14 protein-coding genes and 1 pseudogene are annotated in these 17,248 nt (G+C 64.0%); 5 read left to right on the top strand and 10 right to left on the bottom strand.

What is annotated here, in order from left to right:
• Positions 1–174: 174 nt before the first annotated feature.
• From RF650_RS13165 to RF650_RS13210, 10 genes are all read right to left on the bottom strand, one after another.
• On the bottom strand, positions 175–657 hold the full coding sequence (locus RF650_RS13165) for an Rrf2 family transcriptional regulator (RefSeq protein WP_131333024.1): 483 nt from the start codon (positions 655–657) through the stop codon (positions 175–177).
• Between the two features lie 38 nt (positions 658–695).
• Complete coding sequence (locus RF650_RS13170; protein WP_131333023.1) at positions 696–1,811, bottom strand: chorismate-binding protein; 1,116 nt, start codon at positions 1,809–1,811, stop codon at positions 696–698.
• Positions 1,808–2,893, bottom strand: coding sequence for an alkene reductase (locus tag RF650_RS13175; protein WP_131333022.1), 1,086 nt, complete (start codon positions 2,891–2,893; stop codon positions 1,808–1,810). Before RF650_RS13175 ends, RF650_RS13170 begins: the two co-directional genes overlap by 4 nt.
• Before the next feature lie 32 nt (positions 2,894–2,925).
• Positions 2,926–3,846, bottom strand: coding sequence for a 1,4-dihydroxy-2-naphthoyl-CoA synthase (locus RF650_RS13180; RefSeq protein WP_131333021.1), 921 nt, complete (start codon positions 3,844–3,846; stop codon positions 2,926–2,928).
• Positions 3,843–5,609: a 2-succinyl-5-enolpyruvyl-6-hydroxy-3-cyclohexene-1-carboxylic-acid synthase gene (menD, locus tag RF650_RS13185; RefSeq protein ID WP_368815147.1), complete on the bottom strand. Its 1,767-nt coding sequence runs from the start codon at positions 5,607–5,609 to the stop codon at positions 3,843–3,845. Before menD ends, RF650_RS13180 begins: the two co-directional genes overlap by 4 nt.
• Positions 5,606–6,976: an NAD(P)/FAD-dependent oxidoreductase gene (locus tag RF650_RS13190; protein ID WP_131333019.1), complete on the bottom strand. Its 1,371-nt coding sequence runs from the start codon at positions 6,974–6,976 to the stop codon at positions 5,606–5,608. The genes menD and RF650_RS13190 overlap by 4 nt, the downstream gene beginning before the upstream one ends.
• Entirely contained in the window at positions 6,973–8,532 is a 1,560-nt protein-coding gene (locus RF650_RS13195) for a class I adenylate-forming enzyme family protein (RefSeq protein ID WP_131333018.1), read from the bottom strand. Before RF650_RS13195 ends, RF650_RS13190 begins: the two co-directional genes overlap by 4 nt.
• Positions 8,532–9,092, bottom strand: a complete 561-nt coding sequence (locus RF650_RS13200) for a flavodoxin family protein (RefSeq protein ID WP_131333017.1) — start codon at positions 9,090–9,092, stop codon at positions 8,532–8,534. The genes RF650_RS13195 and RF650_RS13200 overlap by 1 nt, the downstream gene beginning before the upstream one ends.
• Positions 9,093–9,115: 23 nt before the next feature.
• The gene (locus RF650_RS13205; protein ID WP_368815148.1) at positions 9,116–9,865 is read right to left on the bottom strand and encodes an SDR family NAD(P)-dependent oxidoreductase; all 750 of its coding nucleotides are present in this window, start codon (positions 9,863–9,865) and stop codon (positions 9,116–9,118) included.
• 424 nt (positions 9,866–10,289) lie between these two features.
• A protein-coding gene (locus tag RF650_RS13210) for an IS3 family transposase (protein WP_242670426.1) occupies positions 10,290–11,488 on the bottom strand; the annotation gives its coding sequence in 2 pieces (ribosomal slippage) (positions 10,290–11,189 and positions 11,192–11,488; 1,197 coding nt in all).
• A gap of 50 nt (positions 11,489–11,538) precedes the next feature.
• On the opposite strand from RF650_RS13210, the pseudogene RF650_RS13215 reads away from it, so the two are divergent.
• From RF650_RS13215 to qatD, 5 genes and pseudogenes are all read left to right on the top strand, one after another.
• Positions 11,539–11,973, top strand: a pseudogene (locus tag RF650_RS13215) (transposase); the annotation flags it as partial.
• A 205-nt stretch (positions 11,974–12,178) separates the two neighbouring features.
• A complete protein-coding gene (locus RF650_RS13220; RefSeq protein ID WP_131333015.1) occupies positions 12,179–14,050 on the top strand; it encodes a P-loop NTPase fold protein in 1,872 nt (623 codons plus the stop codon).
• Between the two features lie 49 nt (positions 14,051–14,099).
• On the top strand, positions 14,100–14,843 hold the full coding sequence (gene qatB / locus RF650_RS13225) for a Qat anti-phage system associated protein QatB (RefSeq protein ID WP_207387830.1): 744 nt from the start codon (positions 14,100–14,102) through the stop codon (positions 14,841–14,843).
• Entirely contained in the window at positions 14,840–16,117 is a 1,278-nt protein-coding gene (qatC, locus tag RF650_RS13230) for a Qat anti-phage system QueC-like protein QatC (protein ID WP_131333013.1), read from the top strand. Before qatB ends, qatC begins: the two co-directional genes overlap by 4 nt.
• Positions 16,114–16,857 (top strand): Qat anti-phage system TatD family nuclease QatD, encoded by a 744-nt coding sequence (gene qatD, locus RF650_RS13235; protein ID WP_131333012.1) that lies wholly within the window; start codon positions 16,114–16,116, stop codon positions 16,855–16,857. Before qatC ends, qatD begins: the two co-directional genes overlap by 4 nt.
• The last annotated feature ends 391 nt before the right edge of the window (positions 16,858–17,248 follow it).

Here is a 17,248-nt window from a genome sequence, read left to right on the forward strand (position 1 = left end):
ACGACCTGCTCCGGGGTGTGACGCTTCCTGCTGTTCGACATGATCTGACCAGTCTCCCTGCCCGCAACCACAGGCGACAGGACGACTCCCAGAACCACCGGACCTAAAAAACGGGGTCAGCCCATCACTCCATGTTGCTTTCATAGCGACTATGAGGTGTATGGGGGTTCTGGACTATTGTCGGACGGAGGCGACAAAGTCGCGCATCGTCTTCGCCCCGTCGTCACCGACGCTCTCGGTGAGCGAGTCGATGGTGACGTGACCGAGGCTCTCCCGCCACTCTTTTTCCGCGTTCAGCATCGCCTTGTGGATACCGCATTTCCCGCGGGCCTTGATTTTCTCCGCCTCGGGTTCAAAGATGCCGCGGCATCGTACGTTCTCGCAGTTAAACAGGGGCGCATCTCCTTGGATGGCGTTGAGGACATCGAGCAATGTGATGTCAATTGCCGGCTTCGAGAGTCGGTAACCGCCTCGTTGCCCAGCGGCTGACGCTACGACCCCCTGCTTGACGAGGAGCTGGAGTTGCTTGGTGAGGTACTCCTCTGAGATGTCGAACATTTCGGACAATGCGCGACGTGGCACCGGGCCGACGTCATCGCATACGGCGAGAGCGACGAGGCAGTGGGCCATCCATTCGGCACCGCGGGGTAACTTCATGGGTCCACCTTATCTACCTGGACTCAGATACGTCATGTCTAGGCACCCACCACCCTTCGCATCGCGTCGAGCTTGTCCGAGGTCTCTGCGAACTCGGTCGTCGGATCGCTGGCGGCGGTGATGCCACCGCCAGCCCGGAGGGTGACGCTGTGCTGGTCGTCGTCGATCTCCAGTCCCCGCAGTGCCACGTACAGGTCGCCGTCTCCGTCGGGGGTCAGCCAGCCGATGAGCCCGCCGTAGTAGCCGCGCGTTGTCTCAACTCCGCTGATGAAAGCTGAGGCCTGGTCTTGGTCGACCCCGCAGACAGCTGGTGAGGGGTGTAGCAGGTCGACCAGGGCCGCGATCGACACGGATTCGGGCACCTCGGCGCGGATCGGGGTACCGAGGTGCCAGACGTTGTTCGCCGATACGATCGATGGCTCCGCTGCGACGGATACCTCCGTCGCAATCGTGTGGAGTCTGGACCGCATGAAGTCCACGAGGAGGCCGTGTTCTTCCAGGTACTTCGGTGTGCGGAGCTGGGCCTCGGCTTCGGCCCTCGTCAGTGCGCCGGGCACGGTGCCTGCCAGTGGCTGCAGACGTACAGTGTTCCCTCGCTTGCTGAGGAACTGCTCCGGGGTGGCACCGGCGGCCACAGTGGAATCCTCGTCCTTGGTCGTGGCGTGATACCGGTAGGCCTCTGGGTAGAGAGCGTGAATGCGGGAGAGGAGGAGGCGGTGGGGTGGCATTCCTTCCCAGGTGTAGCGCTCTGATCGTGACAGAACGACCTTCGCCAGTTCTGGCTCGGTGTCGAAGGTGTGCCGTGCCTGTTCGAGGGAGAGCATGTAGCGGGCGGTCTCGCGTTCGTTGAACCGGATGTCCGGGGTCAGCGCGGTCGCATCGAAGCTACCGGGCTGTTCCACAGCCTCGGTGTCGGGCACAGTGCTGGGGCGGCCAAGATAGGTCGTGACGGGTGCACCCGTCTCGAACGGGATTAGCACGCCGAGGACTTCGCCGGTCTCAGCGGCGAGTGCTCGGCACTGGGCGTCTTCGAGGCTCTCGGTGCGGATCTCGGGGTTCGGAAGCACGACTGATCGTTCGTCACCGAATACCGCAAAGGCGGCACCCCAGACGGCAGCGCGGGTGGTGGGAGCGTGTTCTTGTGTCTGTGTCATGAGGTGGTCTCCGTCTCCAGCGGGGTGTAGTCGGTGTAGCCGCGCGTGCCGCCGGTGTAGAAGGTGGTGAAGTCGGGTGTCGCCAGGGTTGCGTTTGTGGCCAGGCGTCGGGGTAGGTCGGGATTGGCGATGAACAGCCGGCCCAGTGAGACGGCGTCGGCGCCGCGTGCGAGGGTGGACGTGGCGCGGGCGAGGACTTCGCTGGCGGGGGTGGTGGGGTCGGTGCCCATGTTGTGAATCCACCGGCCGTGCCACAGTAAGCGCATCTGCTCGATGATCTCGGGAGCACTGGTCGAGGTGGTGTGGAGGTAGGCCAGGTCCTGGACCTCCGGCTGGGCCAGCAGTTGACCGTATTGCGTGAGAAGGTCGAGCTCGTGCAGAGAGGTAACCGAGGCCCCTGGTGAGATTCTCAAGCCGACACGAGCAGCCCCGATGGCCTCGGTGAGCGCGTCGATGACGGCGATGGGGAACCGGCACCGGTCCTGCGGTGTGCCCCCGTACTGATCGATGCGAGTGTTCGTCTGGGGTGAGAGGAACTGGTGCAGGAGGAAGCCGTTGCCAGCATGGATCTCGACTCCGTCGAAGCCGGCCGCCATCGCCCGGCGTGCAGCCTGTGCGAAGTCGTCGATGACCTCCCGCATGCCTGCTTGGGTGAGTGCCTGGGGTCGTGCGTGCGGGAGCATGTCGGCACCGACCCTGATGGTCTCGGTCGGGATGACGTCCGAGGGCGCCACAGGCGTGCGGTCGCCGTTGACGGTGGGGTGAGCGTTGCCTCCGGCGTGCATAAGTTGCAGGACGATCGTGCCGCCGTTGTCGTGGACGGCGTCGACAACCTGTTTCCAGGCCTGTTCGTCGGCGTCGGTGATCATGTGCGGGCTGCCCGGCTGGTTCTTCCCCGTCCATGAGGGGTGGGTGCTCTCGGCGATGATCAGGCCCGCGGCGGCGCGTTGGCTATAGTAGGTGGTCATCGTCTCGGTCGGGGCGCCCTCGGCGTCGGCGCGTTGGCGGGTCATCCCGCTCATGACCAGGCGACTGCCGAGGGGAATGTCGCCGAACTGTGCAGGATCGAAAACTGTGTCCATGGTGATTCCGTCGAACTCGTGGGCTGGGATTGTCAGAAGTAATACGGGAACGGCGCCCAATCGGGTGCGCGCTTTTCCAGGAACGCGTCGCGTCCCTCGGCTGCCTCGGCGGTCATATAGGCCAGGCGTGTGGCTTCACCGGCGAAGACCTGCTGACCGACCATGCCGTCGTCTGGCAGGTTGAAGGCGAACTTGAGCATGCGAATGGCCTGGGGCGATTGGCGGCAGATGTCGGCAGCGAACTCGACCGCCGTGGACTCCAAGTCCGCATGCGTGACGACGGTGTTGACCGCGCCCATCTCATACATGTCTTGGGCGGAGTATTCGCGGGCGAGGAAGAAGATCTCGCGGGCACGTTTCTGACCGACTTGCCGGGCCAGGAGGGCAGAGCCGTAGCCGGCGTCGAAGGACCCGACGGTCGCGTCGGTCTGTTTGAACTTGCCGTGCTCTTTCGACGCGATCGTCAGGTCGCAGACGACGTGCAGGGAGTGCCCACCGCCTGCCGCCCACCCGGAGACGGCGGCGATGACGACCTTGGGCATGGTCCGGATGAGCCGTTGGACTTCAAGGATGTGGAGGCGTCCCCGACTGGCCACGTCTATGGTGCCGTCGTCGCCGGTGTAGAGGTAGCCGTCGCGGCCGCGGATGCGTTGGTCGCCGCCGGAGCAAAACGCCCAGCCGCCATCGGCCGGTGAGGGGCCGTTGCCGGTGAGGATGACGGCACCGACGTCGCTGGTCATGCGGGCGTGGTCGAGGACCCGGTAGAGCTCGTCGACGGTCTGGGGGCGGAAGGCATTGCGGACTTCGGGCCGGTTGAACGCGATCCGTACCCACGGGGCGAGGTCGGACGCGCCTGGTTGGAGACCACGGTGATAGGTGATGTCTTCCAGGCCATCGAATCCCTCGACCGGTCTCCACCGGTCGGGCTGGAAGGGGTTCACAGCGTCGGTCATGGTCGTGTGCCTCCTTGCGGCGTAGTGATCGGTGATGTGGGCGTGGTCTGGGCGTTCCACCGGGCATCGGCGCACTCTCGCGCGCGGGCGTGGAGGTCTCGGAGGTGCCCGCGTGCGGCGGGGACTTCGATCACGCTCAGGCCGTTGGCGTGTTCTTCGTGCAGTGCCTGGGGAAGCTCGGCGAGGTCGGCGACGCGGTGCCGGACCTGGTAGGCCTGGCAGAGGGCGGCGATGTTCACAGCCTGTGGCGTGCCGTAGATGCGTTCGAAGGTGGTGGCGTACGGGGGCTGCTTGTACTCGGGTGCGCCCTGCTCGAGGAGTTCGAAGATGCCCCCGCCCTGGTCGTTGATGACGACCAGGGTGAGGTTGGTCGGTACCTGTTCATAACGGCCGAACTGCAAGGCGGTGGCGTCGTAGAGGAAGGTGAGGTCGCCGACCATGGCCGTGACGTGCCGGTCAGGATGGGCCAGCGCGACACCGGCGGCAGAGGCGAGGGTGCCGTCGATGCCTGCTGTGCCGCGGTTGGACAGCGTGAACTGTGGGAACTCTCGTGCGACCAGGGCCGCATCGCGGATGGTGTTCGACGCTCCCAGCCACAGCAGCTCAGACTCGGGAACCGTCGCGAGGACGGCGCTGACAGCGTGCGCGCCACAGGGCTGAACCGTGGAGTCGGCCAACGCTGTGGCCCACGCGGCGCGGAGCGTCTGATCCAGGGTGGTGACGTGCTGGTCCCATGCCTCGTCTCGGGTCTCCGGTGGAGCCACGGCGGTAACCACGGCATCGAGGTCGGCAGCCGCGTAGAGCCACCGCTCATTGCCATCGCTGAGGAAGGAGGCGCGGATGCCGGGATGGCGCATGGTCCGGGTGACGTTGCGGTGCAGTGTGGGCCGTCCGAGGACGACGACCTCCTCCGGGGTGAGGTAGTCGAGAACCCACGGGTGCAATCGGGTCTGATCCTCGCGCAACGCCACCGTGGGCTCGGCGACAACGGGCACTCCTGCGGGCAGGAGCCTCGGGTTCGCACCGTCGCCGGCGATGACGAGGCTGTGCGAATGGACCCGGTGCGGCTCCGCTGCGGCCCCTGATCCGCGAGTGGCCGGAGGTGTCACCCAGGGCGCGTGGTCGGGCTTGCCAGCCGGCAGGCGGGGTTCGAACTGCCTCGGCGGCAGTGCGCTGGTCAGCGGAAGATCGAGATGGACCGGCCCCGCCGAAGCGCCGAGACGTCCGCCACCGGTCAGCACGGCGCGGCACACCGTCGACCGGATAGAGGCGTTGACCGTCGCCGTATCTGCGCCTTCGGGCGTGATCTGCATGCTGCCGCGTACCTGGCTGCGCAGAGCCTCGATTTGCTCGATGGTCTGCGAGGCTCCGGTACCCAGCACGGACACGGGGCGGTTGGCCGAGAGCACGATGACCGGCACGTCGGAATAGTTCGCCTCCGTCACGCTCGGCAGCAGGTTCGTCACGGCACTTCCGGAGGTGGTGACCACTGCGACCGGGCTGCCAGTGGCTTTGGCCATGCCGAGTGCGGTGAACCCGGCGACGCGCTCGTCCAGTTGGACGTGGAGGACGAGTTCCCGATTCTGGGAGCGGCGGGCCAGCTCGAAACCGAGCGGGCCGTTTCGTGAGCCAGGACAGTAGAGGAAGCAGCGCACGCCGTTGCGCACAAGCTCGTCAACGACGATTCCGGCCAGGACGTGAGCATCCGTCATCCGGGCGTCGCGCCCGGGGTGGAGATCCGATGGAGCTGTCGTGGGGGTCATGCCGGCACCCCGACGGGTTCGAACGCGAGGATGTTCATCGTGGGAGACAGCGTGTACTTCCCATCGGGCAGCATCAGGTTGTTGCCCACGAGGCTGGGCATTCGACCGATGGCGGGAGATGCCGGGGTGGTCTCCACGATGAGACCGTGATGGAGGCGCAGTGACGACAACCGAGGCCAGGCTTCTGCGGTCAATCGCACGCGCCGTCCGAGCGGAGAGGTCTCGTCCGGGGTCACGGACCCGATGGCGGAGACGCGTCGGAAGGAGCAGCTGGCGACTTCGAGTTCGCTGCGGATGACCGGAGCAATGAGGGCGGCAGGTTCCGTACCGTTCCAGTGGGAGGTCACGGCCGCGTTGGCAGCAAGCTCATCGCTGAGCTCTGGTTCCCGTATCGCCGCGTACCGGGCCACTGCCGCGACCAGATCGTCGCTGGTGTCTGCCCCGATTTCCGAGACCAGGGTGAAGGCGTCCTCGATGCCTTGGTTCATGCCGCGACCGCCCGCGGGTGATTGCACGTGGGCGGCATCACCGATGAGCGCGATCGGCCCTTGGGCGAACCGGGTCGCCTGCTGCGTGTGGGCGAGGAACGTGGCCTCCCACACCACTGGTCCCTCCGGAGCTGGGAACCCGTGCCCGAGTGCGCGTTCGCGCAGAAAATCCGCCCCGGCGTGGGTGTCTTCCCCGGGGAAGGGGGCAACGAGGCGGATCGTGTTCTCCGGCAGCGGAACCGTGACCAGGGCGCCCGGCTCCCCGGTGCACGTCCACACCGCGTCGCGGTCGAACCCGCCGGTGTCGTCGACGAAGTCGCGCAACGCGAACCGCGTTCCACGACCGGGACCGGCGAGTTCGACGCCGATGGCCTCGCGGACGATAGACCGGTATCCATCGGCACCGATGAGAAGGTCGACCGTCAGGTCCGGAAACGTGCCGACGTCACCCTTGCCGGTCACAAGGACGCGGCCATCGTCCTGCTGATGGGCGCCGGTCACCCTGACACCGCGATGAATGCGTACTCCGACCCTGCGCGCACGGTCTTCAAGCAGACGTTCCAGGCGTGACTGGGACAGCGTCACACACCCGGCCGCGCCCAGGTCGAGTCTCCGCTCACCGGTCTCCGTCCGGAACCCCAAGACGGAAACGGGATGCCCTTCAGCCTTCACCTTTCCGGCGACGCCGACGAGGCCGAGGACATGCAGGGCCGGCGGCCACAGCGTCGGTGCCCGGGTCCCTGTCCGTGCTCGCGCATGAGCCTCGACCACAGTGACTTCCCAGCCGAGCCGGTGCAGGAGAAGCGCTGCGATCAGCCCAGAGGTGCCAGCACCGGCGATCGCGGCGCGCCTCACCGGGTTCGCCTGAGAACCGCTCATGCCGCGCTCGCCTGCAGACGCGGCAGGGCCGCTTCAAGCTGGTTGCGCTGGACCTTCATCGTCGCCGTCCGTGGGAGATCTTCGTACGGGAGCACGAGTGGTGCCGCCATATGCGGCAGATCCGCCACGCTCTTCCACCAGGCTTCCCAGTCCATCTCGTGACCGTCGGCGATCGCGACGACCGGCTGCGGTTCCCCGGCCTGGCCGCGGACGAACACGATCTCGCTGAGGAAGGAGTGCTGATCGAGCAGGCGGTCCTCCAGTGCCAGGGTGCTCTCCACGTTGGCGATGAGGTCGACCTGTCGGTCCAGCAGCGCGATCTGTCCGAGATAGCCTTTGATGCCGACGTCACCGCTGTCCCACCACTGCCCGTACAGGTTCTGGTTGAAGCGGTCTTCTTCCCGCCAGTACGTCAGGGCTCGACCGCGGGAGTACATCTGGATGGCACCGGACTTCCGCCGTCGCTGCACACGACCGTGCTGGTCCACGATGCGCGCTTTGGTCATCCGCGGCATGCCCACGCCCACCCAGCGGGCGTTGGTGAGCCGGAGGGTTTGCGGGGTGTGCGCCCGCATGATCATCGGCCCGCACTCGCTCTGTCCGTACACCTGCAAGAAGACCGGCACCTTATACTGCGAGGCGCGCAGGTACTTCGCCATCGTCTCCTTGTTGATGGCGTCGAACGTAGAATGCAGGTACTTGATGCTGGAGAACACCGATGGGTCCGACTCGACCAGCGTCAGCCACCGCACGAAGTGGTTCGGGTGAGTCTCGAGCACCTTCGGCCGGTACCGCCGCAGCGTCGCTTCCACGTTCGGCAGGCTCGGATCGGAGATGTTGAGCAGGCTGAACCCGTAGGACATGAGCGAGGCAATGCCGATGTTGAAGCGGCTGTGGACCGGTGAGATGTGGAACGCGACGAGCGAGTCCTTGTCAACGGCCGAGAGGACCCGCTGCTGCCACAGCACCCGCCAGCCCATCGAGGTCTGCGAGTGCACGATCAGCTTCGGCACCCCCGTCGTTCCGGAGGTGTGGGTCATGTAGGCGACAGCGTCGACCCGTCCACGCGGGGCGGGAGCGGCAGGCTCATCAACCGGCTCATAGTCGGCCAGATTGATCTTGTGCTGCGGTGTCGCACCGTCGACGGCGCTGACCTTCTCGGCAGTCTCAGCGTCGTAGAGCACCCAGGGATCGTCGAGCCGGTGTAGGAGAGCGTCGAGGGTCTCGGCCGGCAGGTGCGGGGAGATCATCACCGGCACCCCGCCCGCGTAGCCGATGGCCACCGCCCACATGTAGCTGTCGAAGGACGCGGACTTGAAGACCGCGGTGTGCGTGCCCGGCGTCATGCCGTGGCTGATCAGCCACGCCCCGCGGCGCTCGATTGCCTCGAGCACCTCGGCGTAGGTGGCGTGGATGCCCAACTCCGGAAACGTCGGCAGCGGAGTGTCGAAGTGCATCATCACGGCCGGATGCTTCCTGGCCGAGTCCCGGAAACCCCAGTAGAGGTGCAGTGGTTCGCTGGCCGGGGCGACCAGCTGCTTGAGCGCGCGGATCATCACCGGGCCCTGCCTGCCGCGATGGTCACCAGCCGTTCAGCGAGATACCGCATGGCCTCATGGTTCTCCTCGGGCACCGAGGCCTGCTGCGCACCGGAGACGCTGGAGACTCCGTAGGGGTTGCCGTTGAGCGGCTTCTGCTGTGCCTCTCCGGCCGCCCCAGCGGGCACGATGATCGCCCCCCAGTGGTAGAAGATGTTGTTGAACGCGAGGATCGTGGACTCCTGGCCGCCGTGGTTGGAGGCGGTCGACACGAACGTGGCCATGAACTTATCCGCCAGGACTTCCTGCTGGTGGAGGGGCAGCGTCTGGTCGATGAAGTGCTTCAGCGGACCAGACATCGATCCGTACCGGCCAGGCGTGCCCCACAGGACCGCCTCGGCGGAGGTGAGATGCTCCAGCGCCCGCGCGTGCGCCTGAGCAGTGACCTCGGCATCGTCGAGTTCCGGCAGGGCGTCCACCGTTACCGAGTGTCCGAGTGCTTCGAGGTGGTCCTTGGCCGTACCGGCGAGAGCAGCGACGTTGCCGGTGGAGCTGTGAAAGATGATCGCGACCTGCATGTCAGGTCTCCCTTCTCTCGTGGTTAGAGGCTGGTGCCCATGGAGGCGTCGATGACCTGCCCGGTGATCGCCTGGGAGGTGTCCTGGGCGAGCAGACTGACGACCTCGGCCATGTCCTCGGGCCGAGCGAGCTTCTTCACCGCACTGCCGTCACGGGTCGCGTCAGCCGCGTCCCGGTTGCCACGCAGCCAACCGGCGTTGATGTCGGTGTCGACGACTCCAGGGGCGACCACGTTGACGGTGATGCCGCGGGCGCCGAGCTCGGCGGCCATGGTGCGGGCCAGGTACTCCAAGGCGATCTTGCTCATCCCGTACCCGGTCAGGGCAGGGAACGAGTACCGGGTCAGTGCCGAGCCGGTGAAGATGTACTTCCCACCCGGCGCGGTCACGAGGTCGACCAGTCCTGCGGCGAGTTCGTAGGGGGCGACGGTGTTGGTCTGGAACAGGTCGCGGAGCGCATCGGCACTCAGCTCCTGGAAGTTCCCGAACGGGGCGATACCGGCGTTGAGGAACGCCAGGTCGATCGTCTTATCGGCCAGGGTCTCGCGCATCTGGCCCAGCAGTGCCTGCACGGCCTCGGGGTCCCCGAAGTCCGCCTGCACGGTCGTGACCGTGGTGCCGTGCTCGCGAGCGGATGCCTGCAAGTCGGTGAAGTCGGCATCGGCGGAGCGGTGGTGGGCGATGACGTCGTAGCCGAGCTGCGTCAGTCGGATAGCGCTGGCCTTGCCGATCCCGCGGCTTGCTCCTGTCACGAAGGCTGTCTTGGCTGCCATGTGGTCCTCTCCTCAGTTGGGTCTGTTCGCGGGGCAAGGGGAGCTTTCCCCGCACACCCAGCCTAGACAAAGTGGACTTAGTATGTCCAGGAACGCCACGTGAGCTACGATTGAGCAATGCGCACGGTCCCGATCGCGTTGCGCACGCGAGGGCAGCACGGTCGCAGCCGCCGCCGACCGTGCTGGTAGTTGCACCGTCGAGAACTCAACGAGGAGGACAACATGGTGGGCAACCCAGTCAGATACGACTTGGCGAGTAGCGTCCGAGATGCGCTGGCCTTTCATGCGCGTACGAGCCGAGAGCGCATCGTCACTTTCAACAATGCGAACAAGTACTCGGCCAGCGATGGTGTCAACCACGATGACGAAGCGCTGCCGGAGATCGGGGCTGATGCAGGAACAGGTGACAGATTCGGTTTCTTGTTCAGGCCGCTAACGTCAGCGCCTGCGTGATGAGTTTCTCCTCGTAGGCGACCGGGGTCAACTTCCCCAGGCCCTGCTGTTTCCTCCTTCGGTGATAGGTCCGTTCAATCCATCTGACGATTCGCAGTCGGAGTTCTTCTCGGGTGGCCCAGGGCTGGGCGTCGAGGACGTTGTTCTGCAGCAGGCTGTAGAACGACTCCTTGGCCGCGTTGTCCCCGGCAGCACCGACCCGCCCCATGGACCCGACCAGGCCGTGGTGCTCCAGGGCTTGGAGAAATTTCTTCGCTCGAAATTGAGACCCGCGGTCGCTGTGAACAATGCACCCGGCCACATCAGCCCCGGTCCGTCGGCGGTTGGCGATCGCATTATTCAGGGCCCTGACGGCCAGTGAGGCCTTCATCCTGTTGTCGATGCTGTAGCCGATGATCCGGCGTGAACAGGCGTCCTTGATCGCACACAAGTAGAGCTGGCCCTCACCGGTGTGGTGCTCGGTGATGTCGGTCAGCCAGACCTGGTTGAGGGTCTTCACCGTGCTGAACTGCCGGCGCACCAGGTCATCGTGGACCGGTGGCCCGGGGCGGGTGCTTTTGCCCTTCTTGCGCTTGCTGATCACCGAGAACACTCCTTGGAAGTGGCAGAGCCGCCAGGCGGTGCGGTGGGCCATCTTCACCCCGGCGTCCTCCTCAGCAGTGTCGGCCAGATAGCGGTATCCGAACTCTGGGTCATCGCGGTGGGCATCGATCAGGGCGTTGAGCCGGTGAGCCTCTTCCCATTCCTGGTCCGTCACGGGGTTGGCCAGCCACCGGTAGTAGGGCTGGCGGGCGATCTTCAGCACCCGGCACGTCACCGAGACGGGAACACCGTCTTCGGCGAGATCGCTGACGAGCGGGTACTTCATTTTGACGGGATCTGGGCCTGGCCGAAGTAGGCAGCGGCCCGGCGCATCACCTCCAGCTCCTGTTCCAGTGCCCGGTTACGCCGACGCAGCCGGCGGAGTTCTTCGCGCTCATCAGTGGTGGCGCCAGGCTTGCGATCAGCGGACTTGCCGGCATCGAGGTCAGCTTGGCGCAGCCACTTATGCAGGGTGCCTTCGTGGATGCCGAAATCAGCGGCGATCTGACCGATCGTGGTGTTCTCATCCCGGTTCTGCGCGAGCCGGATGACATCGTCACGGAACTCTCTGGGGTAGGGCTTGGGCATGATGACAATCCTTCCAGGCCAACCATCGGCTAGCCAGATCAATTGTCACCTATCCCTGCATCAGCCCCATGCTTCACTCCGTCTACGACCAGCCCGACGCCGACGCCGTCCACGCCCAATTCGACCGGCTCCTGGACTACGTCGACGGGAAACTCCCCGACGCGCACGAGCACCTCGATACCGCACGAGCGGACATCCTCGCGTTCACCGGGTTCCCCGAAGGGCTCTGGCAGCAGATCTGGTCCAACAACCCCAACGAGCGCCTCAACCGCGAGATCCGCCGTCGCACCGACTCCGTCGGCATCTTCCCGAACCGCGACGCGATCATCCGCCTCGTCGGCGCCGTCCTCGCCGAGCAGACCGACGAATGGGCCGAAGGACGCCGCTACCTCGGCCTCGACATCCTCGCCAAAAGCAGACTCACCCTCGTCGCCGACAACGACCCCGAGGAGGTGACCGACAACAACCTCGAACTCAGCGCCTAACCCCTCAAACCGAAGGACCGAGCGCTACACCACCACCGGGGACTTGACCCTACGCCGCAGGCTCTCCAAAATGTCTGCCCACGTCTGGACACGCTGCCGAGGACTACGCGCAACCCGGCTTCCCAGGCGTTGCCCATGGGAGAATGACAGAACAGTCAGGCTCAGGTGACCGATCGGAGCAGCCAACACGAGGAAGTAGCCGAGTATGTGGACCGACAACGAGACCGATCGCGACTTCCTCAACTTCGAAGGCGTCGCAGATACCATCGCCGAAGTCATCGTCAGCGCCGACGGTCGGCCTGCATCGATCGGGGTGTCCGGCGCCTGGGGTGTCGGCAAGTCTTCGATGATCAAGCTGACCAAGACATCACTCGCAAAGCATCAACCAAGGCAAGGACCGAATAAATTCGTCTTCGTAGAATTCAACGCGTGGCTGTACCAGGGATATGACGACGCACGTGCAGCACTCCTTGAAGTGATTGCTAACAAGCTCGAAGCCGAGGCAGAAGCCCGCAAAACAGGTATCGACAAGGCCAAGGACTTCCTCTCACGTGTGCGATGGTTCCGCCTCGCCAAGCTGGTTGCGCTGCCTGCAGCGTCGATGGCGTTGGGGCTTCCACCCGTGGGACTTGCGGGCGAAATCGCTGGCACGATCAAGGAGGCAACGTCTGGCAATCTGACTAATGAAGGGCTGGAGTCTCTTGGCGAGCAGGCATCAGCCACAGCAGGCGCTGCGGCAGCTTTGGTAAAGCCGAAGGAAGCAGTCTCACCGCCGAAGGAGATTCAAGCCCTTCGCGATTCGTTCGAAGATGCGATCGAAGCGCTCGACATCACGCTCGTAGTGCTCATCGACGATCTGGATCGATGCATGCCAGACACAACGATATCGACGCTGGAAGCCATTCGTCTCTTCTTGTTCCTTGATCACACAGCCTTCGTCATCGCTGCTGACGACAACATGATCAAGTACGCCGTCAAGAAGCACTTCGGAGGGCTCGACGACGACGAACTAATCACCAACTACTTCGACAAGCTCGTACAGATACCTATTCGCGTGCCAGCGCTGGGAACACAAGAAGTTCGCGCCTATCTAATGATGCTGTTCATCGAGAACAGCGATCTTGACCAGACGCAGAAGGATCAGCTTCGGACGTCGATTGCGGGTCAGCTCCGAGAGTCTTGGAAGGGCAAGCGCGTCGATCGGTCATTCGTTAGTAGCTGCGGGGTTGACTTGAAGCCTGCGCTGCTTGCTCGGCTTGAAACAGCGGAGCGGCTTGCCCCGCTGATGACTACCTCTGAGCGGATCGCAGGAAATCCGCGGTTAATCAAGCGATTCCTCAATGCACTTTCGATCCGTATGACAATCTCGACCGCTCAAGGCGTAGGCGTGGACGAAGCGGTTCTGGCGAAACTACTCCTGTTCGAGCGCTTGGCTTCGCCCGCGGCATACGCAGCATTGACGGCCGCGGTGAATGCCGACCCAGATGGAAAGCCTCAGATCCTGACTCCGTGGGAAGACGCGGCCACGAAGGAGGAGGAGTTCGAGCCCGACGAGGCATGGGACGAAGCGTTCGTTCGCGAGTGGCTGGCCCTCCCTCCGGCGCTCGGCCAGGTCGACCTTCGTGGCGCGCTCTACGTCGGACGCGAGCATGCTCCCTTGGTCACAGCATCGGATCGTCTCTCGTCAGCGGCGGCCGATCTGCTTCGAGCGCTTCTCGAGGACCCCCAGGAATCGAACGCTCTCGTTACTCGACTCGCCGCGTTGCCTCGAACCGAGCTGTCGATCATGATGGATCGAGTGCTTGCACGTGCTCGTCAGGTCCAAGAGTGGGGCGCTCCGCCAATCTTGGATGCCTGCATTGCTCTAGCTACCGCCGACCCAAACCAGGGCCGAAGCCTTGCGGGATTTCTCATCGAGCGGCCTGGCAAACAGATTCAGGCAAGCATCGTGCCGAAGATCGAGTCAGAGCCTTGGGCCGCCGACGTGTTCAAACACTGGGCTGGCGCCACGGATGTCGAGGGTCCTGTAAAGACGGTCATTGAGGGGAGGTCGAAGAGTGGGAACGTCGCAAAGTAGCACTGGACCTGGCGCCGGGGTCGCCCTCGTCCCGCCGTGGGCCGACGATGTGCCCTCAGACGATCCCGCTGACTCCAGCACCGACAACGCCCCCGACGATCCCGACCGGCCACGGCCGCAGGAAGCACCCCCTGCACGGTTCAGAGATACTCGCCGAAGTCTCACAAGCTATGCCCGCAACGGAGACAGCAGAGACCTGCGCCGGGCGCTCAGCCACTATGTGAGAAGCGGCTACGGCGGCACCACGACCATGACGCGCCGACTCGGCGCAACGGCCGTTACCGCCGGTCGGCTGGGCACGATGTTCCAGTCCGGTCGAACACCGGACGGGACATCGCTCCGTGACGCAGCTCTGGCTAATGGAAGTGACGCGAACGCCGTACTCGACGCGATCGTTGACGCCGCAAGTCCCGCGGATGGAACGCAGGACAAGGAAGCCTCACGCGTCTCCATCCGTAACGCGCTATCCGATCTTCTTGTCAGGTTCCCCGATGCGGACCTCTTCGCGCTGACCGAAGCACAGAGAAACTACGTGATCGAACGCTATGCGGCTTTTGACGTGTATGCGCGGTTCTGCCTTGACTTGCAGAAGACTGTGCTGGACAAAGCTCCCGATGCGGTCACAGGGATGCGCCGGCTGCGATACATCCGCGAGTTCATATCGGAACAGGTCTCGGCATCTTTCCGCAGAATCCGCGACGAAGACGCGCCTCCGACAACCCGGAGCATCGCTCAACTTACCCGTGCTGCGCTCCGCGAGACGCTGGCAGTTTTCGAGGAGTACACATCATGAAGTACCTCAGCGTTCCGAAGCTGGAGGGAGCCGATCGAGGCGGCGACCAGACGCCCATTCTGCTGTTCGGACGCGGCGGAGCTGGCGACGTACTTACGGCGGGATGGTCTGCTGCCGAGAGGATTCGCCGACAGAAGCTGATGCCGGATGCTGCTGCCTGGGATCTGCTCGCCATTGCCCTCTCAGTCGTTGTCGCAGACGGGACGACGTTGCGAAGCGCGAGTCCAGACGGATGGACCCGACAGATCGACCTTGAGATCGCGTTGAGCGACCCGGATCGATGGACTCCCTACGCTGACGCGATAGGCACAGCGTTGAGGTTTCTTACCACCGACCTTTGGACCATCTCGTTTCGAGACGGCGGAACGATCCCGGCCCCGCCTAAGAAGCCTCGATACCCGACGAGTGAGGCCGTTGCTCTTCTGTCTGGCGGCCTCGACTCGTTGATCGGAGCGATCGACCTCACTGCGTCGGGAACGACACTCCTCGCCGTCAGTCAAACGGTGCGTGGAGATGCGGCAAAGCAAGACCGGTTCGCTCAGCGGATTGGCGGGGGTATCGATCACCTACAGCTCAACCACAACGCAAGCACACCCCGCGGGCAGAAGGAGACCTCACAACGCTCCCGCTCGCTGATCTTCTTGGCATTCGCAGTATTGGCCGCGACCGCCACACGTCGCTATGCCTACGGCCACCCGGTACCGCTCTACGTGTGCGAGAACGGCTTCATTGCGATCAATCCGCCGCTGACGGCCGCGCGTGTGGGAAGCCTCAGTACTCGAACTGCGCATCCCGAGTTCCTGGGGCGGATGCAAAGCATCTTCGAGGCCGTAGGACTCAACATCCAGATCAAGAACCCGTACGCGGAAAAGACCAAAGGCGAGATGCTTCGTGAATGTCTCGACCAAGACCTGCTTTCGATCGAGGCGCCGTTGTCGACAAGCTGTGGTCGATTCCAGCGCTTCAACTACAAACATTGCGGGCGATGCGTCCCATGCCAGATTCGACGCGCATCGTTCGAGGCATGGGGGCGCCCGGACCCAACTGAGTACGTGTACGACAACCTTGCTATCCAAGACGAGGACCATGCGGCCTTCGATGACGTGCGCTCCGTAGCCATCGCGCTGCTCACGATCGAGCAGGACGGCTTTGACCGTTGGCTCGGACCGACTCTCAGTTCCCCACTCATTCACAACCGACTCGAACTTCGAGACATGCTCCAGCGTGGCTTTGGGGAACTGCGGACAATCCACGAGAGATACGGCCTGGTGTGATCGACTTCCACTGCCACCTTGATCTTTACCAATCGCCACATGCCGTAGCCGATGAGAGTCAGCGCCGCGGTGTCGGTCTGCTTTCGGTAACCACGACGCCCTCCGCGTGGAACGGCACCGCGAGGCTCGCCGAAGGACTATCTGCGATCCGCACTGCGATTGGCTTGCACCCTCAACTCGCGGGACAGCGGAAGCATGAACTAGCGCTCTTCGACAAGTACCTGGCGAGCACGCCCTTCGTTGGCGAAGTGGGCCTAGACGGGTCACCTGAGTGCCGCACCTTCTGGGAAGACCAGTTGGAGATCTTCGATCACGTGCTTCAAGCATGTAGCGCTGACAACGAAAAGATCATCTCGATCCACAGTCGCAGAGCAGCCAAAGATGTACTTGATCAGCTCGACTGCTACGAGCAGATCAAGACTCCGGTGCTCCACTGGTTCTCAGGCTCACATTCACAGTTGGAACGTGCGATCGGGCGCGGGTGCTGGTTTAGCGTGGGCCCGGCGATGCTGGCTGGCGCGAAAGGCAGGGACCTGGTTGTAGGTATGCCCGACGACAAGATTTTGCTTGAGACCGACGGGCCGTTCGCGCAGGTTCGGCGTCAGGGACTGAACCCATGGGATATCACAACGGCCCTCGGCCCGATCGCGGATCTATGGGACGTGACTAAGCACGAGGCCCAGCAACGGATCGAAGCCAATGAGCGGGCTCTTCTCGCTCCTATCGTAGACGTGCTGTAAGTGGACCACTGAGCTGACCAACACCGTGCAAAACGTGGCTTTCTGGCGACACCAAGAGAAAAGAGACCCCTGCCCAGCGGCGGTCAGTGCCCATAGCTTGGTACCTTGGGGGCCAGACGGTCGTGGAATCAAGCGCTTTCGCCATGACCGGTTGCCACGTAGGCTGATGTTCTCGGTTCCACTTGGATTCCGAAGCGTGCGGCTTCGCTGCTGTCGTCCGACTGCGTTCGACGCGGGGGAGTGGCACGTAGAGGGCACGAGTCCGCCTGGGCTGACCCCGTTTTTTAGGTCCGGTGGTTCTGGGAGTCGTCCTGTCGCCCGTGGTTGCGGGCAGGGAGACTGGTCAGATCATGTCGAACAGCAGGAAGCGTCACACCCCGGAGCAGGTCGT

The sequence above is a fragment of the Kocuria sp. CPCC 205297 genome (assembly GCF_040981035.1).
Taxonomy (GTDB): domain Bacteria; phylum Actinomycetota; class Actinomycetes; order Actinomycetales; family Micrococcaceae; genus Kocuria; species Kocuria marina.